Origin of the sequence: Aequorivita lipolytica (genome assembly GCF_007997135.1) — a bacterium.
GTDB lineage: Bacteria > Bacteroidota > Bacteroidia > Flavobacteriales > Flavobacteriaceae > Aequorivita > Aequorivita lipolytica.
This window is the reverse complement of sequence record NZ_VORU01000015.1, coordinates 12,635-37,118: the sequence shown is the minus strand read 5'-3', so window position 1 is coordinate 37,118 and position 24,484 is coordinate 12,635. Positions and strand designations below refer to the sequence as shown.

The window sequence follows — 24,484 nt, the reverse complement described above, 5'->3', positions numbered from 1 at the left end:
ATTATTGTGTTTTATTAATGATGCATTTCTGCGAAATGCTATTTTCAGAAACAGCGAATAAAAAAATATTCGTGCATTCGAGGCTATATTTAACCATATCACTTTTCAGAAAAAGTGGATAGATAAAACATTCTTGTATTCGTAGTCAACTTTCCACAAAATTACGGTTTTGTAGCCGCTATAAAAATTATGTGGAGAAAGAATTCCTTTGTAAGTTTGGATTATGCAAAAACGAACTTCGGCATTCCTCGCTATATTTTTGATTGTACAGATAATTGGCCTTCAGATTTTGAAGCATTTTCCCGAGTTTGTTGAAAACTATTACAGCCTCGGAATCTATCCGTGGATTTCAAAAATTTCCCGATCCCTTTTTGGATGGATCCCTTTCTCAGTGGGAGATTTGTTCTATTTGCTAATAACTATTGTTGCTATTCGCTGGCTTTATAAAAATGTAAAAAGACTTAGAAACAACCAAGTGGGTTTCTTTTTGGATATCATCGCCGCCGTTTCTGTTGTATATTTTATGTTTCACGTGCTTTGGGGTTTTAATTATTACAGGCTACCACTGCATAAATCTTTAGGGTTGAAGAGCGATTACACCACTGAGCAACTTCTAAATACAACCTATCGTTTTATAGAAAAAAGTAATGCTATGCACCGCGAACTGGGTTTTGCTGATAGTGTGAAAATTGATTTGCCCTACACACAAAAGGAAATTTTTGAAAACACATTAAACGGTTATAAAAATTTAGAAGAAGAATATCCGCAGCTCGCAATTTCACCACGGAGCATCAAAAAAAGTGGTTGGAGTTTAGGACTAACTTATATGGGCTATAGTGGTTATTTAAATCCTTTTTCTGGTGAAGCGCAGGTAAACAATCTGATTACAACCTATAAATTTCCCGTCGTGGCATGTCACGAAGAGGCTCACCAAATAGGTTATGCCGCAGAAAACGAAGCCAATTTTATAGCTACACTTTCTACGCTGCATAATGACGATCCGTACATTCAATATGCCGGATATATTTTCACACTGCGTTATTTAATCAATGAAATTGCCCGAAAGGATATGGCCAAATATGAAGAGCTTTTAACCACAATAAACCCGGGAATTTTAGCAAGCTATAAAGAAATGCGAGACTTTTGGGAAAGCTACCAAAACCCTTTTGAGGCTTTTTCTAAAATATTTTGGGACAACTTTTTAAAAGCAAACAACCAAAGCCGCGGAATCATGAGCTATGATTATATGGTGGCTTTGGTTGTAAACTATTTTGAGGAAAGACCTTTGTAGTTCGGGCTTCGGTGCATTTTTAATTTCCGTCTTTGGATGAAACAAAAAATACTTCACCACCGTAAGTATATGTTTTCAATAAAATTGAGTTACTAACGTTATTGAAAAACATGGCGCTTCGCACTAAATTCAACACATCACAAAACACTCAATACTCAATACTCAATACTCGATACTCGATACTCGATACTAATTACTAATTAACATACTCTGCTTCAGTAGGTTTTGAAAATACAGAAGCATCCATCATTGTTTCGCTGGCAGCTATTTTGTTAAATTTAATATCCATCTTTTCGCTTTTGGGCTTTCCATTTTCCACATTCCACCAAGTTAGTTTTTCAGGCAGCAAAAGACCATTTACTTCTTGCCATTGGTCATATTTTATATAGTGCCAATCGTTACTTTTCTTTTGGTCCTTGAAAGTTACGGTATATGCCAGCCACGCCATTTTATTGGTTGTTGGGTCGAAATATAAAATGTATTCATCATCGGACGAATCACCCACGCCATCGTTATATGAAACTTTAAAACCATTGTACATTTTTCCGTCTAATTCTGTTGCTTCAACGGCGGTATAATTGGTTCCCGGATCAGCAATTATGAAAGGCATTGCATAGAAATAAAACATCAAATTATGATAAAATACAGGATTGCCTTCATAACCCAAATCGTGTTTAAGAAGCCAAACACCTTTGCCATCGTAACCTATTGACCAATCTTTAGACTCTATCTTGGTTCTTCTATTTGGTAACGAAACGGTATGGGTTTCATTCCCATTTTTACCTTTCATTTCAAAGCACAGATTATTCATCTTTTTCCAATGGTGCAAACCGCCGTGTGCGGTAAACACACTTTGAAGTTGGGACGGATATGTTTTTTCGGGATTTGTCCTGGTACTTTTTGCTTCGCCATCTGGTGCCTCCATTCCGGTAGAGTCAAGCTCAGTTCCTTCCACTCGTGGATCTTCCCCAGTTGTTTTTTTATCATTCTTACAAGCGGCTAACGCTAGTAAAACGGTGAGCAATAAAATCAGTTTTTTCATAATGGTTGTTGTTAGTTCTTTTAAAAGTAAAAAAGCTTCTCGTGCTGGGGAAGCTTTTTAGAAAGGTTTGTGATTTCAAAGCTTTTGGCTGTAGGCTATATGCTTTAGGCCTAAATCTTCAAAAGTTTTCTTACAACTGAATTCCCTTCCGAAGAAATCTTCACGAAATAAACGCCGTTTTCCAATGAAGAAACTTCCAATGTCAACTTACCATTTTGCGGAAGCATCTTTTCAGAAAGCAACATTTTTCCTTGAATGTCATAAAGTGAAATAGTTGTTTCTGAAACCAATTGCGATGACTGAACGGTAAAGCTATCAGACGTTGGATTTGGATAAACGCTCAAATCTTGAAAAGTAAAAGAATTCACGGAAAGGAATACCTCATCATCCAGAAAATCCGGAATGCCGTTGGCGTTTGTGTCGTCATCTATTGGAGTTCCGTTGTTATTGTAATCTTCATTTATTGTTAAAGTACCATCGCCATCGTCGTCATTATCTAAATAATTTTCAATGTTGTCGCCATCTGTATCTATATAGATATATGATGATGGTGCTACTCCAGCGCCAATTCCTGCCGTTTCAACTATGGTTTGCACTGTGTCGCCATCGTCATCGCTATCCAGATAGTTTGGGATTCCATCGCCGTCGGTGTCGTCGTCGTTTAGGTTGCCGTTACCATTTATGTCTTCGTCCTCATTGGCAATTCCGTCGCCATCTGCATCGGGAGCCAGTTCATCTGTAGCAATTTCAAAGGAAGTTATTAAAAAACAAGCTGTGTTTACTTTTTCAACACGAACATAAATTGTCTGCGGGTTTACAATATTTGCATAAACTTCAGGATTTGTAAAAGGGTTTGTATTGTTCTGCGCATCTACTGCTGTTTGGAAATAAGAAATGTCATAATCCGCCGGATTTAATCCTGCCAACATTACGGCATTGTTTACCGTAAGATCAAAAATTGCAAAACCATCACCATCGCCTTCATTTATAAAAAGGTTATTGGGTTGGGTTATTGGGGGAATTTCGTTTACGATGAGTTCCAGTTCAACAATAGTATAACACTCAAGCATATTTGGAGGTACGCTATTGGTTACTCTTGCAAATACTGTTTGGACAAATGGCACTGAATTCGTAAACGGCATAATAATCTCTGTTCCAGGAACTCCAGCTTGTGCTTCTGCTTCTGATACATAATAATAAATCGATACGTCAAATTCTCCATTTAAGATTTCAATATCTCTAAGTGTTAAATCCCAACCACCATAAATACCATCATTGTTATCATCACAGGCAATAATGGGAGAAGGATTTTGATTGGGACTTGGGTTTGGCAATACAGAGAGCGTTAAGAACCCAAGCGTTTTACAACCCTCTTGATTCTCAACTCTATAAATTACTGTTTGTGGCGTCGTTAAATTTTGATAAGAACTAGGTATTAAAATTGGGGCTCCATTTTGTTCATCTGCAAGCGTTTGATACCAAGTTACAATTAGTGTGGGATCGCCACCTGTAATCATTAGATTATTTACGGTAAGATCAAACGTGCTAACTCCATCATTTGGAGAACTGCCACCTAAATCATCATCGCATAACATCATTTCAAAAGGACCGTTATCTGGGGGTGTTGGATTAACAATAATTGGTAGCGAAACAATATCGTAACAACCTTCGGCACTATTAGGGTTTGGCGGAATGGTTCCATTAGCATTACTTACAAGCAAAATATAAATATCCTGTGCGTAAGCTTGAATATTGAAGTAAGATTGTGGATTGGAGACTGCCTGTGAAAAATCAGGATTCGTAATCGCTAAATCTCCAGCGGTAGTTGCATCTGCTAAATTTTCGTAATAATAAAGGTCAAAACCCAACGGATTTAAACTTCCAAGAACCTCTATGGCTGCAACTGTAAGGTCAAAAAATGTAAAACCATCAGCAACTGCATCATCACATTTACGCAATGGTGCGGGAGTGTTTGCTATGGGAGAGGAACGCACTTGCAAATCCATATCGAACACTGCAAAATTTTCAGCTCTTACATAAACCACATCATTATAGGCGATGTCGTTGATGTAAGGATCCACAATTTCATTTACCGCATTCTCTGCATCTAAAAGTGTACGATGATAAGTTACACTAACACTTGGGTTTCCGTTTTGGATCTCCTCATCCTTATCATGTAGAGTGAACTGTTCAAAACCATCATTATTATTATCACAAACCGCTAAAGGGGTTGGATTTTCATTAACAATTATTTGAGCATTCACTGAAAGGGATATAGTTAAAAAAGTAAAAAAAAGTAAGAATAGTTTCATAGGTAATATTTTTCCCGCAATATATAAAAAATAGTTTACAACGTATCCGTTGTGTAAATAATCTTAATAAAACCTGCTCTTTGTTATCTGCAATGGAGATAGACAAAGACATAGAACTCATTAATCTTGGCAAAAGGGTTAAAGAAATAAGGCTGTCCAAAAACCTTACCCAATTTGACTTGGCAGTCCGAGTAAACAAAGACCAACAATCCATCCATCGGCTTGAAGCTGGAAAAATAAACCCTTCATATATTTACCTGCTCGAGGTTTGCCAAGGATTGGATATTCCTGTGACCGAAATCTTTAATAATAAGGAATTATAGTTTCAAGGTTGGGGCAAATTGTATTCAAGTCGAAAATGCTTAACCTCAGCAAATTAACCTTAGTCGCAAAAAGTTTGTGATTTTTAAAGCTTTAAGCTAATTCTTCAAAAGCTTTTTTACAACTGTATTTCCTTCCGAAGAAATCTTCACGAAATAAACGCCATTTTCCAAAGAAGAAACCTCTATCGTCAACGTTCCGTTTTGTGGGAGCATTTTTTCAGAAGACAATAGTTTTCCTTGAATGTCATAAAGTGTAATAGTTGTTTCTGAAACCAAGTGTAATGATTGCACCGTAAAGCTTTCAGAAGTTGGGTTTGGATAAACGCTCAAATCTTCAAAACCGAAAGAATTCACAGAAAGAAACACTTCATCATCCAGAAAATCTGGAATACCGTTGGCGTTTGTATCATCGTCAATTGGCGTGCCGTTGTTGTTGTAATCTTCATCTATGGTTAAAGTGCCGTCGCCGTCATCGTCGTTGTCTAGATAGTTTTCAATACCGTCGCTATCAGTGTCTATATAAATATATGTTGGTGCAACGCCTGCGCCAATTCCGGTTGTTTCGTCTAATGTAAGTACTGAATCGCCATCGTCATCGCTATCTAAATAATTTGGAATTCCGTCTCCGTCTGTGTCGTCGTCATTTAAGTTTCCGTTGTTGTTTAGATCTTCGTCTTCATTTGCTATTCCGTCTCCGTCTGCATCTGGAGCGGTTTCATCGGTAAGAATTTCAAAGGAAGTTACCACATAGCAGCCTGTATTTACATTTTCAACCCGAACGTAAATTGTTTGTGGGTTTGATGTGTTTAAAAAAGTTGTAGTATTTAAAAGTCTATTAGTATCGTTTTGAGCATCAATTTCAGTAACATAAAATGAAACTTCATAATCTGAAGGATTTAAACCAGCCAACATCACGGGAATATTAACGGTAAGATCAAAAATCGCAAAACCATCACCATCGCCTTCGTTTATAAAGAGGTTGTTGGGCTGGGTTATTGGGGGGATTTCATTTACGATGAGTTCTAGTGGAACAATTGCATAACACGGAAGTATTGAAGGTGGAACACTTTTGGTTACTCTTGCATATACTGTTTGATTGAAAGGAACTGTGTTTGTATACAGTCCAGCAATCTCTGTCCCTGGTATTCCATTTTGTGCGTTTTGAAGAGTTTCATAGTATCTAATATTAACATCAGGTTCGGCTTGGATAATATCAACATCTGCTAATGTTAAATCCCAGCCACCAACTATACCATCATCGTCATCGTCACAAAGTTCTAAAGGCGTTGGACTATAATTAGGATTTGGTTTTGGAAATACTTGTAATGTAAGTTCAACAATATCATAACAACCTTCAGCACTATTTGGGTTTGGCGGAATAGATCCATTAGCATTACTTACAAGAAGGATATAAATAGTCTGCGGAGTTGTATTATTTAGAAAGTTTGTAGGATTGGGAATTGCCTGTGAGAAGTCGGGGTTTGTAATTGCTAAATCTCCCGCCATAACGGCATCAGCAAGATTTTCATAATAATAAAGATCAAAACCCAACGGATTTAAACTTCCAAGAACTTCTGTAGCTACAGTTGTAAGGTCAAAAAATGCAAAGCCATCATTATTATCATCACAAACACGCAGTGGCGCTGGCACGTTTCCAACGGGAGAAAAACGTACTTCCAAAGCAAAAGGAACAATATTAATTTCATTACTGGTATTGCTTTCCACTCTTGCCCATACTCCCCCTGTTCCATAACGGGGATCTATTGGATCGGTAATTGGAAAATCTAAATATGCACTATCGTTCTCATATAGATTAGGCAATGTCAATACTGCGTTCTGGGCATTCACAAGAGTTCCATGGTAAGTTACTGTCAAGTTTGGCTCCCCTTGGGTGATTACTGGAGTCTGAAACGAAAGATCAAACCAAGCAAAACCATCATTATCATCATCACAAACAACAAGATTGGCAACGGGTGGATTGACTATAATCTGTGCATTTGCCGAAACAGAGAACACTATAAATAATAAAAGTATAAATCTTTTCATAAATAATATTTTTCCCGCAATATATATATATATATATATATACAAAAAAGAAAGAATTTTTTTAGCATTTTAAACTTGACAGCTTTTTCTTAAGATTTATGAATACTGACGTCCCGAAAGAACTGGAAGGTACTTTATAAAGTGTGAACTTTTTAACCATAAATTTCGGACTTCGCATCAATTTGGGCTCTGGTTATAACAATCTGGAGCGTATCTTTGCGGAATGCACAAAACCATTACAAGTTTTCATAATTCGTTAATAAAGCAGATAGTTTTATTACAGGAAAAAGCGCGCGAACGCCGCAAGACAAACCTATTTGTAATTGAAGGGCAACGCGAAATTTCACTGGCACTAAAAGGTGGCTATCAATTAAAAACCCTGCTTTTCTGTCCCGAAATCATTTCCGAAGAAGAAATTATTACGTTGAAAAAATCCGTTAATAGCGAAATAGAATCTATAGAAATCAATTCAGAAATCTATCAAAAGCTCGCTTATCGCGGTTCTACGGAAGGCGTTTTGGCGATTGCGAAGACGAAGGACTTAAATATTTCAAACCTGCCCTTCAGCTCCGCTCAGGGACCGAGCCCAAAGAATCCATTAATCTTAGTTATCGAAGCACCCGAAAAACCAGGAAACATTGGCGCTCTTCTTCGTACCGCAGATGCCGCAAATGTAGATGCGGTAATTATCGCCAACCCAAAGACCGATTTGTACAATCCAAACATTATCCGCAGCAGTGTGGGGTGTTTGTTTACGAATACTATCGCTACGGGAAGCACTTCAGAAATTATTTCTTTCCTAAAACAACGCAATATTAACATTTACTGCGCCGCACTGCAAGCTTCCGTTCAGTATGATACAGTAGATTTTAAAAAGCCAACCGCAATAGTTGTAGGCACAGAAGCCACAGGCCTTTCCGAAGAATGGCTATTGAACAGCACCCAAAACATTATCATCCCAATGGAAGGCGAAATAGACAGCATGAACGTTTCCGTGGCAGCGGGAATCCTTATATTTGAGGCGAAACGGCAACGAATAGCCCTCTAACCCGCCGCGGCGGGGACCTGACTCTTGAAATTTTGAATATTGAATCTCGGTTATTGAGCGAAGCCGAAGTATAAACCTTGAATTTTTCCCTTTGAAACCAGAAACTCTTTTTTACATAATTATTGCAATCCTAGTTGTCAGTTTTATTATTGATCAACTGCTGGATTATTTAAATGCAAAACATTTTAGTGACTCGCTTCCCGAGGAATTACAGGATGTTTTTGCGGAAGACGAATACAAAAAATCGCAGCGCTACAAAAAGGAACGCTATAAATTCGGGATTCTTACCTCAGCAATTTCACTTATCGCTACCCTCCTATTTTTCTTTTTTGATGGGTTTGCGTTTGTAGATACATTGGCTCGTTCCATTTCAAACAATGAAATAATTATCGCTTTGGTTTTCTTCGGAATTATTATGATTGCCAGTGATATTTTAAGTACGCCTTTTAGTTATTACAGCACGTTTGTAATTGAAGAAAAATACGGTTTTAATAAGACCACCCGTAAAACTTTTTTCCTCGATAAATTGAAGGGTTGGTTTATGGGCGCTGTTATCGGCGGTATTATTTTGGGTGCCATTATTTGGTTTTACCAAACTACGGGCAAAAACTTTTGGCTGTACGCTTGGGGAATCGTCACTGTTTTCACTGTTTTAATGAATTTATTTTACGCGCGTTTCATCGTGCCTTTATTCAACAAACAAACTGCTTTGGAAGAAGGTTCGCTACGTTCGCAAATAGAAACTTACGCCTCAAAAGTAGGTTTTACGCTCGATAAAATATTCGTAATAGACGGCAGCAAACGCAGCACCAAAGCAAACGCCTATTTTTCTGGCTTCGGAAGTGAAAAGCGGGTTACCCTTTACGACACCCTAATAAAAGATTTAAACGAAGAAGAAATAGTAGCCGTTCTAGCGCACGAAGTTGGCCACTACAAAAAGAACCACATCATCATCAACCTCTTCGCCGCTATCATAACCACAGGTTTTACCCTTTGGCTGCTTTCATTGTTTATTGGCAATCCTCTATTTTCCGAAGCATTGAATGTTTCCCAACCCTCATTCCATATAGGGCTAATAGCTTTCGGCGTACTTTACAGTCCAATTTCTGGCCTTACAGGTTTAGTGATGAATTATTTAAGCCGAAAGTTTGAATATCAAGCAGACAATTATGCCAAGAATACATACGCAGGTCCACCATTGATTTCGGGTTTAAAAAAATTATCCAAAAACAGCCTAAGCAACCTCACCCCACATCCGCTTTATGTTTTTGCGCATTATTCGCATCCGACACTTTTGCAGCGGTTTCAGAATTTGAAGAAGAATTAGAACAATAAAAAGGTTTGTAAAAACTATGAAATATCCACCTACATCAGACCTTTTTTTTTACACCATATTTGCCATTTTTTTCAGTCTTTTTGCAGCATTTTTAGCCTTCTATGGTGGTCCGCAAATAAGCCATAGCATCAATTGTGTTGCTTTATTAATAATGATAATTGTGATAATCAAATTTTTTAAAACGTTTAAACATTACAGAAAACAGTTACTAAATAAAATCTTACACTTTATTTTGTTGAATATTTTAATTTTAGTCGAATTATTATTTGCTATATTCCTTATAATTATTCGTTACGGATATTCCAATTGGAATTATAGTTATATTTTCATAATAAACCCACCCTATTAATTAGTAATTACAAATCAATAATTTCAACTCTTGAAAACCATCACCCGCACCGTTTGGATTCTCTCGCTAGTAAGTCTATTTACAGACATGGCCAGCGAAATGCTCTACCCAATAATGCCCATTTATTTAAAGAGCATCGGCTTTTCAATCCTTTTAATAGGCATTTTGGAAGGACTGGTGGAAGCCGTGGCCGGAATAAGCAAAGGTTATTTCGGGCAATTGAGCGACAGCAAGGCAAAGCGTGCTCCCTTTATCCAACTGGGCTATTCGCTCAGTGCCATTTCAAAACCGATGATGGCGTTTTTTGTATACCCGCTCTGGATTTTCTTTGCGCGAACCACAGATAGGCTGGGAAAAGGAATACGTACCGGCGCCCGAGACGCGATGCTTTCCGGAGAAACCACAAAGGCGAACAAAGGAAAAGTCTTCGGCTTTCATCGTTCTATGGATACCTTTGGCGCTGTCCTCGGTCCTGCCCTTGCTCTAATCTACTTATATTTTTATCCCGAAGATTATATAAACCTATTCTATATTGCCTTTATTCCAGGCGTATTGGCGGTAATTGCCTCTTTTCTTCTGAAAGACAAAAAAGTTGAAATCATTGCCGAAAAGAAAAAAATCAGTTTCTTCTCCTTTATTAACTATTGGAAAAAGAGTCCTGCAGAATATCGGAAAGTAGTTCTTGGCCTTTTGTTCTTCGCCCTCTTCAACAGCAGCGATGTTTTTCTTCTTTTAAAAGCAAAAGATGCGGGACTGGATGACACTTGGGTTATCGGAATCTATATATTTTATAATTTAATCTACGCTCTAACTGCTTTTCCATTGGGAAGTTTCGCAGATAAAATTGGATTAAAAAAAATGTTTGTATTCGGTTTAATCATCTTCAGCATAGTTTACTTTGGAATGGGGCTAACAACAAACCTATACGCCATCATCGCCCTATTTTTCGGCTACGGAATCTACGCCGCCGCTACCGAAGGAATTTCCAAAGCGTGGATTACTAACATTTCCAAAGACGAAAACACCGCCACCGCCGTGGGAACATATTCCGCATTCCAAAGCATCGTGTCAATGGTTGCAAGTGTTATGGCGGGTCTATTGTGGTTTTATTTTGGGGCGAGTGTCACGTTTTTTGTTTCGGCAATAGCTACACTTTTGGTTATTTTATATTTCGTGGGAAACGCATCGTCCACTAAAATCTTCTCACAAAGTCGCTAAGTGAATCACAACAACTTGCTACCGTCACCCGTATTCCAGCATCCATCATTTCCAAAAACAATAAACAATAAACAATAACCAATAACCAATAGAATATTATCTTTGCCCTCTGTTAAGAATTTTACAATTATGACGATTTCATACAACTGGTTAAAACAATTCATCAATCTGCCTTGGGGCGCCGAAGAAACTGGCGAACTATTAACCGATCTCGGCCTTGAAGTAGAAGGAATAGAAGATTTTTCTTCCGTAAAAGGTGGTTTGGAAGGCATTGTGGTAGGCCATGTTTTAGAATGTGAACAACACACCAACGCAGATAGACTGAAAGTAACAAAAGTGGACATTGGCACAGGCGTACCACTACAAATAGTCTGTGGCGCACCCAATGTTGCGGTAGGTCAAAAAGTTCCTGTAGCAACCGTTGGCACTACTCTTTATGACGCTGAAGGAAAGCCTTGGCAAATAAATAAAGGCAAAATAAGAGGTGAAGTAAGCGAAGGGATGATCTGCGCCGAAGATGAACTAGGCCTCGGAGAATCGCATGACGGTATTATGGTTCTCGGCGCCAAATTAAAACCGGGAACCGCCCTAGCCAAAGTTTTAGAAATTGAAAACGACAAAATTTTCGAAATAGGTTTAACCCCAAACCGTGCCGATGCCATGAGCCATTGGGGCGTTGCACGCGATTTAAAAGCTGGCTTGCTGCACAAAGGCATTTCTGCAAAACTAAACACCCCATCAACCAGCAGTTTCAGAGTAGACAACCGAACTCTGAAAATCGGGGTAAAAGTTGACGATTCATCACTCGCACCGCGCTATTGCGGTATCACCATAAGCAATATAAAAGTTGGAGCTTCCCCTGCTTGGCTTCAAAATAGACTGAAATCCATCGGCCTTTCGCCTGTAAATAATATTGTGGATGTTACCAATTTTGTGCTTCACGAGTTTGGACAACCCTTGCACGCTTTTGATGCTGCAAAAATTGCAGGTAATACGGTTAATGTGAAAACACTTACTGCGGGAACTAAATTTATAACTCTAGATGGTATTGAGCGCGAACTGCACGAAGAGGATTTAATGATCTGCGACGGTGAAAAACCGATGTGCATCGCCGGCGTTTTTGGTGGAATAAGCAGTGGAGTGACAGAAAACACTTCAAGCATTTTTTTAGAAAGTGCTTATTTTAATCCCGTAAACATACGCAAAACTGCAAAACGCCATGGTTTAAGCACAGATGCTTCATTTCGTTTTGAAAGAGGAATTGATCCAAATATAGCAGATTATGCGCTTCGTTACGCAGCAATTCTAATTTTGCAAGTAGCCGGAGGAGAAATAACCAGCGATCTAATAGATATTTACCCGAAGAAAATAGAAGACCATCAGGTTTTCCTAAACTTTGAAAAGGCGAATAAATTAATTGGGGAAGATATTCCGAAGGAAACTATAAAAGAAATTCTTACTTCGCTTGAAATGAAGATTACGAACATTACCGAAACAGGGCTCGGGATGACAATTCCCGCTTACCGAAACGACGTAACGCGCGATGTGGACGTTATAGAAGAAATATTAAGGGTTTATGGTTACAACAATATAAAATTCACCCAAAAGCTAAACGCGTCCATTTCTACAATTTTGCCCGGTGAAGATTATGCTGTTCAGAATAAAATAGCTTCGCAGCTTACAGCTATTGGATTCCACGAAATGATGAACAACTCACTTACTTCGCCAAAATATTCCACGATGAGTGACACGATTAAAGAAAACTACAACGTTTCAATGCTCAATCCGCTAAGCCAGGATTTATCAGTGATGCGCCAATCCATGCTTTTTTCTGGTTTGGAAGCTATTGAATACAATAGCAATAGAAAAAATAGTGATTTAAAGTTTTTTGAATTCGGAAAAACATATCATAACTTCCCTGGAAGTCGGGCTGAAACCAAGCATTTATCACTCTTCATAACAGGATTAAAAGCGGAAGGAAACTGGGCTACACCAGATACAAAAAGTAATTTTTTCTTCGGAAAAGGAACTGTTTTGGCAGTTGTGGAGCGTTTGGGTCTTAAAGGTTATACTGAAGAAACTACTAAAAATGATGTGTTTTCAGAAGGAATCGCCTTTAAAAGAAACAAAGAAATTATTGTTGAATTTGGAATTGTAAAGAAGAAAATCACAAATGAGCTTGGCGTAGATGCCGAAGTTTTTTACGCAGATTTTAATTGGGATCTGGTATTGAAACAAATTCAGGTAAACGACTTTAAATTAAAACCGATTGCAAAGTTCCAAGCTGCACAGCGCGATTTTGCTTTGCTTCTGGACAATTCGGTAAGTTTTGGAGATTTGCAACAAGCAGCGCTTGAAACTGAAAAAAAATTCCTAAAAGCTGTTACCCTTTTTGACGTTTATATGGGCAAAAATCTTCCCGATGGTAAAAAAAGTTATGCTTTAAGTTTTACCATTCTGGACGAAGAAAAAACGTTGACCGATAAACAGATTGATAAAATAATGGGCAAGCTTCAGCAGAAATTCGAAAATGAATTTGGGGCTGTACTTCGCTAAAGAATCTTACTACAATAAAAAAACAGCGACCTTTTGAGTCGCTGTTTTCATTTTATTTAATTGGGAATTGAAACAAAATTATTTAGGCAAAACAACGCTGTCGATAACGTGAATCACTCCGTTTGATTGGTTAACGTCTGCAATTGTTACAGTCGCCATTCCGCCATTTTCATCCATAAGCATTACTTTTTTGCCTTTCATCATTACGGTTAACGTTCCGCCACTTACTGTTTTATAAGTCGCCTTTCCGTTTCCTTTTTTAATGTCCTTCATAATATCCGCAGCGTTGTGTTTTCCTGAAACAACGTGATACGTTAAGATGGTTTGCAATGTCTTTTTGTTTTCTGGTTCCAGCAAAGATTCAACTGTTCCTTTAGGGAGTTTTTCAAAAGCAGCATTGGTTGGTGCAAAAACTGTAAAAGGACCTTCGCTTTGAAGTGTTTCAACCAAACCTGCGGCTTTAACTGCTGCTACAAGTGTGGTGTGGTCTTTTGAGTTTACTGCGTTTTCAACAATGTTTTTGGAAGGGTACATTTCGGCACCACCTACCATTACTGTTTTTTCATCTTTCATCATTTTGCTTTGTGCAAAACTTGAAGTTGTTCCGGCCACAAGGGCGATAGCGAATACTGCTGCTGTAAAAAATTTAGTTTTCATAATGTGTTTTAGTTTTATGTTTATGTGCATATAAACGAAAGTCTGGAAACTGCGGTTTTGCAATTTCCAGATTTTATGGTTTATTTAACTTTTATAAAACTACTGTTCTGAAGGTGGAAATACCAAACCGTTTATTATATGAAAGAAACCATTTTTATGATAGAAATCTGGTGCTATAATCGTCGCAGTCCTATTTTCGGAATCAACCAACTGCAACTGTCCATTTATTTCCCTAACGCCCAAGTTTTGGCCTGCCAGGGTTTTCAAGTAAGCCGTTCCCCCATTTTTTTCAATAGCGCTTTTTAATGTATAGGTATCAACCCGCCCTGGAACTGCCAAAAAATTCATCATCGTTTTCAGCAATCTATCATTTCCCAAAATTGAATCCCTGCTTTTTTTAGGCAAATTCAAGAAAGCCTCATCAGCCACAGCAAAAATTGTCACCATTTCTTGGCTTTCCAGTGTTTTACGAAAGGATTCATTTTTTAATATTTTGGCTAAAATGATAAAATCTGGAGCTTCCTCAATATTTTCATAAAAAGATTTACTTGATGTAAAATTACTTTCCCCCAAGATTTTGGAAACTTCAGGGGTTTTAGTCGATTTGTATTTTTGTGCCGAAATAGTGGCTCCAAAACAAACAATAAATAATAGCAGAATTGCATTCTTCAGTTTCATAAAAAAGATTTTAGATTGTAAATATAACAAAGCCAACTTTTGAATGGATGAAAAAGCGGTGGCATTATTTAAAATTTCAAGTAAACTGTGTTAAATAGTTGCTTTGCTGAAATGTACTATGTAAATTTAGTTTCCGAAAAAATGACGCTTATGTTTTCACGTACCAACATTGAAAAACAGTTGCTAAAATACCGTTCAAAACGTGTTGAAGAGCAAGTAATTATGAATGAAGTACAACGCATATTTTCTGAAAACGAAAAACAGCGGGGAGAGATTCTTTCAACATTAAATGAAAAAGCTGACGAAATTGAAAACCGTTTCGACTTCGATTTATTGGAAGGCTCCCATATTTTTCACATTAATGATATTGAAAATCTCTGCGTAAACTACCGTTTGCGCTTTTTAGATTCCCACTATTTTAAAGGTGATATCCCCGAAGAAGCGATTTCCGAAATAAGAATGCTTGAAAATAAACATAATATTACCCTGAAAAATTTCAAAATAGTTGCTCCGGCAAAACTTCTGAAGCTTGAAAATGCCGATGACCCGTTGCTTTTTGCGCCTATGGGCAATGATTATTTTTATCTAATCCACAAATGGGGCAACGATCTGCATCCATTCAGAAAATTACTGATGTGGCCTTATAAAAATTTTGAAAACCTGGTTTTTACCGTTGCCGTACTTAGCCTTCTAATTACCGCAATTATGCCGATGCACTGGTTTACGCCAAATGCAAACTTTCAGGAATATTTATTTCTATTCTTAGTTATTTTTAAAGGCGTGGGTGGGGTAGTTATTTTTTATGGTTTTTCAAAGGGGAAAAATTTCAATGGCGCTATTTGGAAAAGTAAATATTACAATGCTTGAATTCAGTAAGCAGTAAGCAGTAAGCAGTAAGCAGTAAGCAGTAAGCAGTAAGCAGTAAGCAGTAAGCAGTAAAATATAATTTTAAAATTTATAACTCAATAATTTAAAATAGAAATGTCAGAAAATAAAGAAGAAACAGTTAGAATATATACCGGATCAGATATTATGGCCGAAGCCCTTGTGGGAAGATTAGAGGATGCAAATATTACCCCAATACTTCGGGACGACCAGCAGAGTGGGGTTATGTTCGGCTCTGGAAATAAATTTGACGATCAAGTTCGTGTATTTGTACGCAAGGACGAATTGGCAGCGGCACAACCAATACTGGATGTGTTTTTGAAAGACATAGAGGAATAAAATTTATGTCTGAAACAAAAAGAATCTACACAGGACCTACTTTAATCGCGAAAGGCTTGGTTGCCCGTTTGAATGAATTAGGCATCAGCCCGATTGAAAGAAACGATCACGATAGCAGCCTGAGAGCAGGTTTTACAATGAGCATCGCAAACCAAACGATGGTTTTTATAAGAAAAGACGAATACGAAAAGGCGCAGAGCACCATCGATGAGTATTTGGAAGAAATTCAGGAATGAGACTGAGTGTTCAGTATTCAGTAAGCAGTAAGCAGTAAGCAGTAAGCAGTAAGCAGTAAGCAGTAAGCAGTAAGCAGTAAGCAGTAAGCAGTAAGCAGTAAGCAGTAATTTAAAATATAACCTTTAAATTACGAGTCAGACTAATAAACTTTTAAACTGATAAACCTATAAACTTATAACCTAAGCTTCTACCGCGTACATTTTATCGCGCAGTTCCTTTAATTTTTTATCGCCCATATACTCGTCAAAAGTCATATAGCGGTCTAGTGCGCCGTTCGGAGTGAGCTCTATAACCCGTGTTCCAACAGTCTGCGCAAACTCGTGATCATGAGTTGTAAGCAACACAGTTCCCTTAAAATTTTTCAAGGAATTATTGAATGCCGTAATCGATTCCAAATCTAAGTGATTGGTAGGCTCATCAAGCATTAGTACGTTTGCACGGAGCATCATCATTCGGCTAAGCATGCATCTCACTTTTTCACCTCCAGAAAGTACGTTACTTTTCTTTAGAGCCTCTTCACCACTGAAAAGCATTTTTCCCAAGAAACCTCGAATAAAAACTTCTTCGCGTTCCTCTTCCGTTTTAGCATATTGGCGCAACCAATCTACCAACGAAAGATTATTCTTAAAAAATTCTTCATTATCAAGTGGCAAATAACTTTGGTTTGTGGTAATTCCCCATTGAAATGAACCCGTATCAGGCTTTGCGTGGCCATTCAATATTTCATAAAAAGCGGTTGCCGCACGAGAATCTCGTGAATAAATAACCACTTTATCACCTTTAGCTAAATTAATATCTACGTTTTTGAAAATCGTTTCGCCATCAATGGAAGCTGAAAGGTTCTCAATATTCAGAATTTGATCTCCCGCTTCGCGCTCACGTTCAAAGATAATTGCGGGATAGCGACGGCTGGAAGGTTTTATTTCTTCAACATTAAGTTTTTCTAGCATCTTTTTACGCGAAGTTGCTTGCTTACTTTTTGCAACGTTTGCGCTAAAACGCATTATGAATTCCTGCAGTTCCTTTCTTTTTTCATCAGCCTTTTTATTTTGCTGTGCACGCTGGCGTACCGCAAGCTGACTACTTTCGTACCAAAACGTATAGTTGCCACTGTAATGGTTTATTTTTCCAAAGTCAATATCGCTAATGTGTGTACAAACGGAATCTAAAAAATGACGGTCGTGAGAAACTACAATCACGCAGTTATCATAATTCGCCAAAAAGTTTTCTAACCAATTTATCGTTTCGTAATCCAGATCGTTAGTAGGCTCATCCATAATCAAAACATCTGGATTGCCGAAAAGCGCCTGTGCCAAAAGAACACGTACCTTTTGTTTTCCATCCAAATCTTTCATCAGTGTGCTATGAAGGCCCGCTTCAATACCAAGATTTGAAAGCATGGCGGCAGCATCGCTATCTGCGTTCCAACCGTTCATTTCTTCAAAAGCTACTTGGAGTTCACCAATTTTTTCGGCATTATCATCTGTATAGTCTTCGTAAAGTTTGTCTATCTGGGTTTTTATAGAAAATAATTCTTTGTTGCCTCGAACCACTGTTTCTAGCACCATAAAGTCATCGTACTCGTTGTGGTTTTGCTCAAGAACGGACATGCGCTTGCCTTTTTCCAAATGAACTTGGCCAGACGTAGGATCCTGTTTGCCAGAAATAATTTTCAACAAGGTGGATTTTCCGGCACCATTAGCACCAATAATTCCGTAAATATTGCCTGTGGTGAACTGTGTGCTCACTTCGTCAAACAATACTCTTTTGCCAAATTGCACCGAAAGATTTGAAACTGAAAGCATAAATTTTGAATTTTGCGCAAAAGTAGCTATTTAAGCGACACGCCGAAAATATTAACGTTTTAAAAATCCTTTTAACTACCATTTAACAAATTGCAGTTATGGGGTCGGCTACATTTGTTTATTAATCTTGAACCGAGTGCGATTGTTTAAAAAATTACTTCCTCTCTTACTTTTTGCGTTATTGCTGTCTTGTAAAGACAAGCAGGAAAATGTTATAAAAACAACCTGGATAAGTGGCCAAATAGTAAATCCGAAAATGGATTACATTATCTTTTCAAAAGGAAACGAAATTCTGGATACCGTAAAACTGGACTCTAACAACTTCTTTTTATATAAAACCGATAAAATTTCGCCCGGACTTTATAACTTCAAGCATAGCGAATCACAAGTTTTTTATGCTGAGCCCGGCGACAGTTTATTGATACACATAAACACATTGGATTTTGATGAATCCTTGGCATATTCTGGAAGAGGTGGTGAACAGAACAACCTTTTAATGTACCTCTATTTAAAAAATGAGGCTGAAAACCAAAACCTTCCAAATTGGTATGGATTGTCTTCGGAAGATTTCACAAAAAAGATTGATTCTTTAAAGGAATTGAAAATTAAGGAGTTTGAGAATTTTGTCAATAAAAATGAGGCTGCAGAAAACTTCAAAAAAGCAGCGTTGGCCAATATTACTTATGATTATTTTTCAAAAAAGGAGAAGTACGCTGCTGCCAATCGTAACACTGCTGAAAAATTTGATGCGAATTATTTCGACTACAGGAAAGATATAGATTTTGGTTTGGATGAATTAAAATTTTATTATCCGTATTATCGTTTTATGAATCGATATTTCGATAATCTGGTTTTTTCAGAATATGATGAAAAATCCAAGATTGATCGTAATTCTTATGATTTCAATTATCGAAAGATTCTATTAATAGATAGTATTGTAACCTCAGATACACTCAAGAATAATCTATTGCGCAACAACGCTATGTTCTATCTGTTGAATGCTAAAGATGCTAGCGAAGAAAGGAAGTTTTTTGAAGAATTTTCAAAGTTGAATACCGATAAAAAGCACGTTGATGAAGTGGGAAAAATGTTTGAAGCAACTGTTAAACTTACGAAAGGCAATACCGTTCCAAATGTTGCATTAGTGAATGCAGATAATGTAGTGAAGGATCTTTTGAGTATTCTTAAGGCTCCAACAGTTATATACTTTTGGTCTGCACAATCTTCATCATACTATAAAAATATTCACAATCGCGCCGCTGAACTTAAATCGAAATTCCCAGAGTACGACTTTCTGGGAGTAAATACCGATACGCATTTTAAAAAATGGCGCCAAACCTTAGGTAAATCTGACTACAACCCACAGTTGGAATTTCAGTTAGAAAACCTAAAAGATGCTGAAAAAAAGCTCTTGGTAAAGTATATGAACAGCGCAATTATATTGGACGAAAATGGAGTGATCCTTGAAGGAAAGACCAATATGTTCAATATGAATTTTGAGGAACTACTTCTCGGTTTTTTGAATAAGTAGCCTTTCAGTTATTGAGCCTATACTTAAAATGACAAAAGGTAGTCGGAGTCGGAAACTCTTAACCTCTCGACTGCACTGGAGGAGAAGTCAAATTCAATTTCCTTTTTTATAATCTTCTAAAAATTGCTTTAATCCACTATCGGTAAGCGGATGTTTCAGCAAACCTTCAATTGATGAAAGTGGTCCGGTCATAACGTCTGCTCCAATTTTTGCACAGTTTATAACGTGCATGGTGTGGCGAATGGAGGCTGCAAGAATCTTTGTTTCGAAACCGTAGTTATCATAAATTAAACGAATATCTGCAATCAATTCAAGGCCGTCGGTTGAAATATCGTCCAATCTTCCAATAAACGGTGAAACATAAGTTGCACCCGCTTTTGCAGCCAACAAAGCTTGTCCTGCGGAGAACACTAACGTGCAATTGGTGCGAATTCCGTGATCTGTAAAATATTTAATGGCTTTTACGCCTTCTTTTATCATCGGCACCTTTACCACAATTTGCGGATGAAGTTCGGCTAGCTCCTCGCCTTCTTTTACCATTCCTTCAAAATCGGTAGCAATAACCTCTGCGGAAACGTCGCCATCCACAATGTTGCAGATGTCCACATAATGTTTCAAAATATTGTTTTTGCCTTTTATGCCTTCCTTCGCCATCAACGATGGATTGGTAGTAACGCCATCAAGCACGCCCAGGTCTTGGGCTTCACGGATTTGATCAAGGTTTGCGGTATCGATAAAGAATTTCATAGGTGTGATTTCAGATTATGTTTTGCAAAAATAGGCAAGAAAGAGTTGATTGAATTGGGTTGTTTATAAAGATTGATAAGTTTGAAATCACTTCAATCCATAATGCTTCAAAAGCATCCGTTCATAAACCCTATCTGGCAAAACACGCTTTAAAACAATCGAGAATTTTTGCAACGAAGAGCCTACTTTATAATGAATGCGCGGGTTTGCAGTTTCAATAATTTTATGTACCACTTTCGCCATTTCCATAGGATTGCCACCATTGTCAACGTGCTCGTTCATCATTTTCAGCGTACTGCCGTAGTCTTTTTTATAGGGGGAATCTTCCAAAACTGGTGTGTGATAACGACCAGCGGCAATGTTGGTTGCAAAATCGCCTGGGGCAATATTGGTCATTTTTATTCCAAATTGCAAGGTTTCCATTCGCATTGCTTCAATGGTTATTTCGAGAGCGGCTTTACTGGCAGAATAGATTCCACGGTAAGGAAGTCCCATATATCCAGCGATGGAGGTGATATTCAAAATATGCCCAAAACCCTGTATGCGCATTTGGGGCAAAACGGCTTTAATCACATTTATGGGGCCGTGAAAATTGGTTTCAAAAGCTTTCTTAATTTCACTTTCAGGAGTCTCTTCTATTGGGCCCGTAATGCCTACGCCTGCATTGTTAATAACGACGTCTATCTTTTCAGCTTTGTTGATTATTTCAGAAATAACACTCTGAATAGAACCCGTATCGTTCACATCCATTTTCAGAAGTGGGAACTGCGAATTCGTTATTTTTTCGGGATTTCGGCTGGTTCCAAAAACTTGATAGCCTTTATGGATAAGATATTCGCCTATGGCTTTACCAATTCCCGAGGAACCGCCAGTAATGAGTACTGTTTTTGGCATAAATGATTATTGAAAAGCAAAGGTGCGGTTATGGAGCGGGTTTTCCAAATAGTTTTTTGAAAAAAAGCGACGAGTCAAGAGCGATGAGTTGTGAGGGAAAAGTGAATAGAAAAAAATAGAAAAAATTTTAGTCTTTCAGCGAAGCGGTCTCTATTCTTTCAGCAAAGCGGTCTTGGCTCTTTTTGCAGACGAAAGTTTAGCGCACAAAAAATGGCAAGCTACCTACATCACACCGCTACGACCATTTACCTTTGCTGCGTTCCCGCCCTGGAGGATTCAACAGGAGCTGGTTGTGTAGGACTTGCCGCTGCAAAGATAAGGCTTTTTGAAGTTTTTGCAAGTATTTTTACATTTCAATTTTAATAAATACCTTGCAGCAAATTAATAGCTTGTTATGAAAATCTATAACGTTTTAGTCCCTACACTTTTACTGCTTTTTTTGGGTAGCTGCGGAAATAATTCCGAAGAAAAAAAAGATGCGTTTTCGCTAGAAATTAAAGATTCTAAGAAGACGTACACCACCGAAGATGTGCTGACAATTTCCTTAACCAACAAAAAGAATATTGAAACTGATTCAATAATTTACTTTTTAAACAAGGATAGGGTTGAAGTTTCTGGAAACACTCTTTCCCTATCGGGAAAAAAACTAGGTGAGAAAATATTGACAGCCAAAATCTATAGTGATAACGAAGAATATGAAGCTTCTCAAAAAGTCACTATTCTTTCTTCCATAAAACCAAAGCTCTACACTTATAAAGTTTTGGAAACCTATCCACACGATATAAATGCCTACACACAAGGCTTGGAGTTTGAAAATGATACTTTATACGAAAGCACTGGCCAATACAAAGAATCAAGCCTGCGTAAAACAGATTACAAAACAGGTGAAGTGCTTCAAAAAGTAACTCTTGCAGATCAATACTTTGCTGAAGGACTTACCATTCTCAATAATAAAATCTATCAACTTACATGGCGCGAAAACATGGGTTTTATCTATAATTTGAAAACTATGGAACAAACCGGAACCTTTGTTTATGGGCAAAGTAAAGAAGGTTGGGGATTGTGCCATGATGCCGAAAACAACATTTATAAAAGTGATGGCACCGATAAAATTTGGACGTTAAATTCAAATACACTTGCCGAAAAGGATTACATCGAGATTTTCACCAATACAAGCAAAATAAATAGTGTAAACGAGCTGGAGTGGGTTGAAGGAAAAATATATGCCAACGTTTATCAACAAGGTTCCATAGCTATTATTAATCCTTCAAATGGCGCTGTGGAAGGCGTGATAGATTTAACCGATTTAAAAGATAAAGTTACCCAACACCCAAAGTTGGATGTGCTAAATGGCATAGCATACAACGGCGAGCCAAACATTCTTTACATAACAGGGAAAAACTGGGACAAGCTTTTTAAGGTTGAAATAATTCAGAAATAATTATTCGGCTCCGTTCAGCAAGGCGGGAAAATTCTACCACGAATACACGAATATTTTTACACTTTAGTATGTGTATTCGCGGTCTTTTTTTTAGGCATTTCGTTTCTATAGTTGAACTGCAACTGCCCACTAGAAACTTCTTCGTGCATTACAATAATTAGCTTCATAAAAAGTTATATTTTTACCAAAATTATAATAGAATGCGATATTTATACGGTTTGGCAATTTTGTGTTGCCTAGTATTATGGAGTTCGTGCCGCAACGATTTTGAAACCGTGGCCAGCACCGGAAACCTTGAGTTTTCAAAAGATACGGTTTATCTGGATACCGTTTTTTCAAACATTGGTTCCAGCACGTACAATCTTAAGGTTTATAACCGAAGTGATGAGGATATAAATATTCCCACCGTGCGTTTGTCTCAAGGAGAATCTTCCAACTATCGTTTAAACGTAGATGGAATTCCTGGGAAAGTATTTGAAAATGTACAGATTTTAGCTAAAGACAGCATTTTTATATTTGTTGAAACAACTTTAGATATAAATAATTTACCAACCAACGCACTAGATTTTCTTTATACCGACCAACTTCTTTTTGATACTGGCGGTAATGAGCAAAAGGTAGAATTGGTAACACTTGTAAAAGATGCCGTTTTTCTTTTCCCCGAAAAGTATGCAGATGGAACTACAGAAACAATTAACATTGGCGACGAGCAAAATCCCTTTTTTATAAAAGGCTTTTATCTTGATGATGATGAACTCACTTTTACAAATGAAAAGCCTTACGTAATTTATGGTTTTGCCGCAGTACCAAGCGATAAAACACTTACTATTGAAAAAGGCGCAAGAATTCATTTTCACAACTTTAGTGGAATAATTGTGGAAGAAAATGGAACATTGAAAGCAAAGGGTGAAAAAAGCAACGACCTTGAAGCTTTGGAGAACGAAGTAATTTTTGAAGGCGATAGATTGGAACCTGGATTTTCAGAAATTCCAGGGCAATGGTTCGGTATATGGTTTTTAGATGGTAGTGTTGGCAATTCTTTCAATTTTACCACAATTAAAAATAGCACTTATGGCATTCGCACACAAAATAGTGTAATTGAATTGAAAAATATTCAGATATACAATTGTACTAATAATGGTTTATTTGCCATAAATAGTGCTATTGACGGCGAGAATATGGTTATTAATAACTGTGGTCAATCCTCATTAGCTATAAGTTTAGGAGGAATTTATAATTTTAGACATTGTACATTTGCTAATTATTGGACCGAAAGTTTTCGTTCATTCCCGGCGGTTTCAATCGAAAATGTACTTAAAGTCGGTGAAGAGATTCTAGTTTTTGATTTGGTAGCGGCTAACTTTACAAATTGCATTATCTACGGAAATGAACGCCGAGAGTTTTCACTATTTAAAAACGATGCGGGTGCTTTCAACTTCAAATTTGAAAACTCTTTGGTGCGTTTTGAAGACCCCACGGGTGAATTTGGAAACATTCCGTTATACGATTTTACAAATTCTGCCCTATACCCTGAAACAAAATTTAACTTAGACCCATTTTTTCAAAATACCGAAATGAACAATTTCAATATTGAAGAAGGAACTTCTGGAGCTGAAGGTATTGGTAAAAATGGTATTGGGCCGTTAAAAGATTTAAATGGAAAAGACCGAGGCACTCCACCAGATGCTGGAGCTTATGAAGCAACCATTTTTCCGAAAGGCTAAACAATAAATTAAACATATAGAAAAA

At 37.5% G+C, this 24,484-nt stretch carries 20 protein-coding genes and 1 other RNA gene; 12 read left to right on the top strand and 9 right to left on the bottom strand.

Annotated elements, in window-relative coordinates; genetic code table 11:
• The first annotated feature begins 223 nt into the window (after positions 1 to 223).
• Entirely contained in the window at positions 224 to 1,291 is a 1,068-nt protein-coding gene (locus ESV24_RS13860) for a DUF3810 domain-containing protein (protein WP_111816975.1), read from the top strand.
• A 196-nt stretch (positions 1,292 to 1,487) separates the two neighbouring features.
• Here the strand turns inward: ESV24_RS13860 and ESV24_RS13855 are convergent, their stop codons facing one another.
• Both ESV24_RS13855 and ESV24_RS13850 read right to left on the bottom strand, forming a co-directional pair.
• On the bottom strand, positions 1,488 to 2,333 hold the full coding sequence (locus ESV24_RS13855; protein WP_111816974.1) for a DUF6503 family protein: 846 nt from the start codon (positions 2,331 to 2,333) through the stop codon (positions 1,488 to 1,490).
• Positions 2,334 to 2,443: 110 nt separating this feature from the next.
• Positions 2,444 to 4,645 (bottom strand): T9SS type A sorting domain-containing protein, encoded by a 2,202-nt coding sequence (locus tag ESV24_RS13850; protein ID WP_111816973.1) that lies wholly within the window; start codon positions 4,643 to 4,645, stop codon positions 2,444 to 2,446.
• 80 nt (positions 4,646 to 4,725) lie between these two features.
• Here ESV24_RS13850 and ESV24_RS13845 point away from each other — a divergent pair, with 80 nt between their 5' ends.
• Entirely contained in the window at positions 4,726 to 4,968 is a 243-nt protein-coding gene (locus tag ESV24_RS13845) for a helix-turn-helix transcriptional regulator (RefSeq protein WP_111816972.1), read from the top strand.
• Positions 4,969 to 5,064: 96 nt separating this feature from the next.
• Here ESV24_RS13845 and ESV24_RS13840 read toward each other — a convergent pair whose 3' ends face one another.
• Positions 5,065 to 7,014 (bottom strand): T9SS type A sorting domain-containing protein, encoded by a 1,950-nt coding sequence (locus tag ESV24_RS13840; RefSeq protein ID WP_111816971.1) that lies wholly within the window; start codon positions 7,012 to 7,014, stop codon positions 5,065 to 5,067.
• Between the two features lie 223 nt (positions 7,015 to 7,237).
• On the opposite strand from ESV24_RS13840, the gene ESV24_RS13835 reads away from it, so the two are divergent.
• The 4 genes from ESV24_RS13835 (at position 7,238) to pheT (ending at position 13,521) form a co-directional block, all read left to right on the top strand.
• Entirely contained in the window at positions 7,238 to 8,062 is an 825-nt protein-coding gene (locus ESV24_RS13835) for a TrmH family RNA methyltransferase (RefSeq protein ID WP_111816970.1), read from the top strand.
• Between the two features lie 91 nt (positions 8,063 to 8,153).
• Entirely contained in the window at positions 8,154 to 9,389 is a 1,236-nt protein-coding gene (locus tag ESV24_RS13830; protein ID WP_111816969.1) for a M48 family metallopeptidase, read from the top strand.
• A gap of 388 nt (positions 9,390 to 9,777) precedes the next feature.
• On the top strand, positions 9,778 to 10,965 hold the full coding sequence (locus tag ESV24_RS13825; RefSeq protein ID WP_111816967.1) for an MFS transporter: 1,188 nt from the start codon (positions 9,778 to 9,780) through the stop codon (positions 10,963 to 10,965).
• Positions 10,966 to 11,094: 129 nt separating this feature from the next.
• Complete coding sequence (gene pheT / locus ESV24_RS13820; RefSeq protein WP_111816966.1) at positions 11,095 to 13,521, top strand: phenylalanine--tRNA ligase subunit beta; 2,427 nt, start codon at positions 11,095 to 11,097, stop codon at positions 13,519 to 13,521.
• Between the two features lie 78 nt (positions 13,522 to 13,599).
• Here pheT and ESV24_RS13815 read toward each other — a convergent pair whose 3' ends face one another.
• Entirely contained in the window at positions 13,600 to 14,178 is a 579-nt protein-coding gene (locus tag ESV24_RS13815) for a fasciclin domain-containing protein (protein WP_111816996.1), read from the bottom strand.
• 99 nt (positions 14,179 to 14,277) lie between these two features.
• Positions 14,278 to 14,856, bottom strand: coding sequence for a fasciclin domain-containing protein (locus tag ESV24_RS13810; RefSeq protein ID WP_111816965.1), 579 nt, complete (start codon positions 14,854 to 14,856; stop codon positions 14,278 to 14,280).
• A gap of 111 nt (positions 14,857 to 14,967) precedes the next feature.
• Between ESV24_RS13810 and ESV24_RS13805 the strand changes: the two genes are divergently transcribed.
• The 3 genes from ESV24_RS13805 (at position 14,968) to ESV24_RS13795 (ending at position 16,316) form a co-directional block, all read left to right on the top strand.
• Complete coding sequence (locus tag ESV24_RS13805; protein WP_249041588.1) at positions 14,968 to 15,723, top strand: hypothetical protein; 756 nt, start codon at positions 14,968 to 14,970, stop codon at positions 15,721 to 15,723.
• 114 nt (positions 15,724 to 15,837) lie between these two features.
• Positions 15,838 to 16,080 carry a putative signal transducing protein gene (locus tag ESV24_RS13800; protein ID WP_111816964.1) on the top strand — a complete coding sequence of 81 codons (243 nt, stop codon included), beginning with the start codon at positions 15,838 to 15,840 and terminating at the stop codon, positions 16,078 to 16,080.
• Between the two features lie 5 nt (positions 16,081 to 16,085).
• Positions 16,086 to 16,316: a DUF2007 domain-containing protein gene (locus ESV24_RS13795; protein ID WP_111816963.1), complete on the top strand. Its 231-nt coding sequence runs from the start codon at positions 16,086 to 16,088 to the stop codon at positions 16,314 to 16,316.
• Positions 16,317 to 16,496: 180 nt separating this feature from the next.
• Here the strand turns inward: ESV24_RS13795 and ESV24_RS13790 are convergent, their stop codons facing one another.
• Positions 16,497 to 18,122 (bottom strand): ABC-F family ATP-binding cassette domain-containing protein, encoded by a 1,626-nt coding sequence (locus tag ESV24_RS13790; RefSeq protein ID WP_111816962.1) that lies wholly within the window; start codon positions 18,120 to 18,122, stop codon positions 16,497 to 16,499.
• A gap of 142 nt (positions 18,123 to 18,264) precedes the next feature.
• Between ESV24_RS13790 and ESV24_RS13785 the strand changes: the two genes are divergently transcribed.
• Positions 18,265 to 19,653, top strand: coding sequence for a TlpA family protein disulfide reductase (locus ESV24_RS13785; RefSeq protein WP_146743186.1), 1,389 nt, complete (start codon positions 18,265 to 18,267; stop codon positions 19,651 to 19,653).
• 93 nt (positions 19,654 to 19,746) lie between these two features.
• Here the strand turns inward: ESV24_RS13785 and fsa are convergent, their stop codons facing one another.
• The 3 genes from fsa to ffs form a co-directional block, all read right to left on the bottom strand.
• Complete coding sequence (gene fsa / locus ESV24_RS13780; protein ID WP_111816960.1) at positions 19,747 to 20,400, bottom strand: fructose-6-phosphate aldolase; 654 nt, start codon at positions 20,398 to 20,400, stop codon at positions 19,747 to 19,749.
• An 87-nt stretch (positions 20,401 to 20,487) separates the two neighbouring features.
• Positions 20,488 to 21,294, bottom strand: a complete 807-nt coding sequence (locus ESV24_RS13775; RefSeq protein ID WP_111816959.1) for an SDR family oxidoreductase — start codon at positions 21,292 to 21,294, stop codon at positions 20,488 to 20,490.
• 208 nt (positions 21,295 to 21,502) lie between these two features.
• An RNA gene (gene ffs, locus ESV24_RS13770) (signal recognition particle sRNA small type) lies at positions 21,503 to 21,601 on the bottom strand.
• Positions 21,602 to 21,688: 87 nt separating this feature from the next.
• On the opposite strand from ffs, the gene ESV24_RS13765 reads away from it, so the two are divergent.
• Positions 21,689 to 22,735: a glutaminyl-peptide cyclotransferase gene (locus tag ESV24_RS13765; RefSeq protein ID WP_111816958.1), complete on the top strand. Its 1,047-nt coding sequence runs from the start codon at positions 21,689 to 21,691 to the stop codon at positions 22,733 to 22,735.
• A gap of 200 nt (positions 22,736 to 22,935) precedes the next feature.
• Complete coding sequence (locus ESV24_RS13760) at positions 22,936 to 24,459, top strand: hypothetical protein (protein WP_111816957.1); 1,524 nt, start codon at positions 22,936 to 22,938, stop codon at positions 24,457 to 24,459.
• Positions 24,460 to 24,484 lie beyond the last annotated feature (25 nt).

Excerpts from the sequence above, each read along its gene's own strand:
- ESV24_RS13850 (WP_111816973.1), bottom strand. The coding sequence starts at position 4,645 with ATGAAACTATTCTTACTTTTTTTTACTTTTTTAACTATATCCCTTTCA.
- ESV24_RS13765 (WP_111816958.1), top strand. The coding sequence starts at position 21,689 with ATGAAAATCTATAACGTTTTAGTCCCTACACTTTTACTGCTTTTTTTG.
- ESV24_RS13805 (WP_249041588.1), top strand. The coding sequence starts at position 14,968 with ATGTACTATGTAAATTTAGTTTCCGAAAAAATGACGCTTATGTTTTCA.
- ESV24_RS13775 (WP_111816959.1), bottom strand. The coding sequence starts at position 21,294 with ATGCCAAAAACAGTACTCATTACTGGCGGTTCCTCGGGAATTGGTAAA.
- ESV24_RS13790 (WP_111816962.1), bottom strand. The coding sequence starts at position 18,122 with ATGCTTTCAGTTTCAAATCTTTCGGTGCAATTTGGCAAAAGAGTATTG.
- ESV24_RS13760 (WP_111816957.1), top strand. The coding sequence starts at position 22,936 with ATGCGATATTTATACGGTTTGGCAATTTTGTGTTGCCTAGTATTATGG.
- ESV24_RS13860 (WP_111816975.1), top strand. The coding sequence starts at position 224 with ATGCAAAAACGAACTTCGGCATTCCTCGCTATATTTTTGATTGTACAG.
- pheT (WP_111816966.1), top strand. The coding sequence starts at position 11,095 with ATGACGATTTCATACAACTGGTTAAAACAATTCATCAATCTGCCTTGG.
- ESV24_RS13815 (WP_111816996.1), bottom strand. The coding sequence starts at position 14,178 with ATGAAAACTAAATTTTTTACAGCAGCAGTATTCGCTATCGCCCTTGTG.
- ESV24_RS13855 (WP_111816974.1), bottom strand. The coding sequence starts at position 2,333 with ATGAAAAAACTGATTTTATTGCTCACCGTTTTACTAGCGTTAGCCGCT.
- fsa (WP_111816960.1), bottom strand. The coding sequence starts at position 20,400 with ATGAAATTCTTTATCGATACCGCAAACCTTGATCAAATCCGTGAAGCC.
- ESV24_RS13795 (WP_111816963.1), top strand. The coding sequence starts at position 16,086 with ATGTCTGAAACAAAAAGAATCTACACAGGACCTACTTTAATCGCGAAA.
- ESV24_RS13835 (WP_111816970.1), top strand. The coding sequence starts at position 7,238 with ATGCACAAAACCATTACAAGTTTTCATAATTCGTTAATAAAGCAGATA.
- ESV24_RS13810 (WP_111816965.1), bottom strand. The coding sequence starts at position 14,856 with ATGAAACTGAAGAATGCAATTCTGCTATTATTTATTGTTTGTTTTGGA.
- ESV24_RS13840 (WP_111816971.1), bottom strand. The coding sequence starts at position 7,014 with ATGAAAAGATTTATACTTTTATTATTTATAGTGTTCTCTGTTTCGGCA.
- ESV24_RS13800 (WP_111816964.1), top strand. The coding sequence starts at position 15,838 with ATGTCAGAAAATAAAGAAGAAACAGTTAGAATATATACCGGATCAGAT.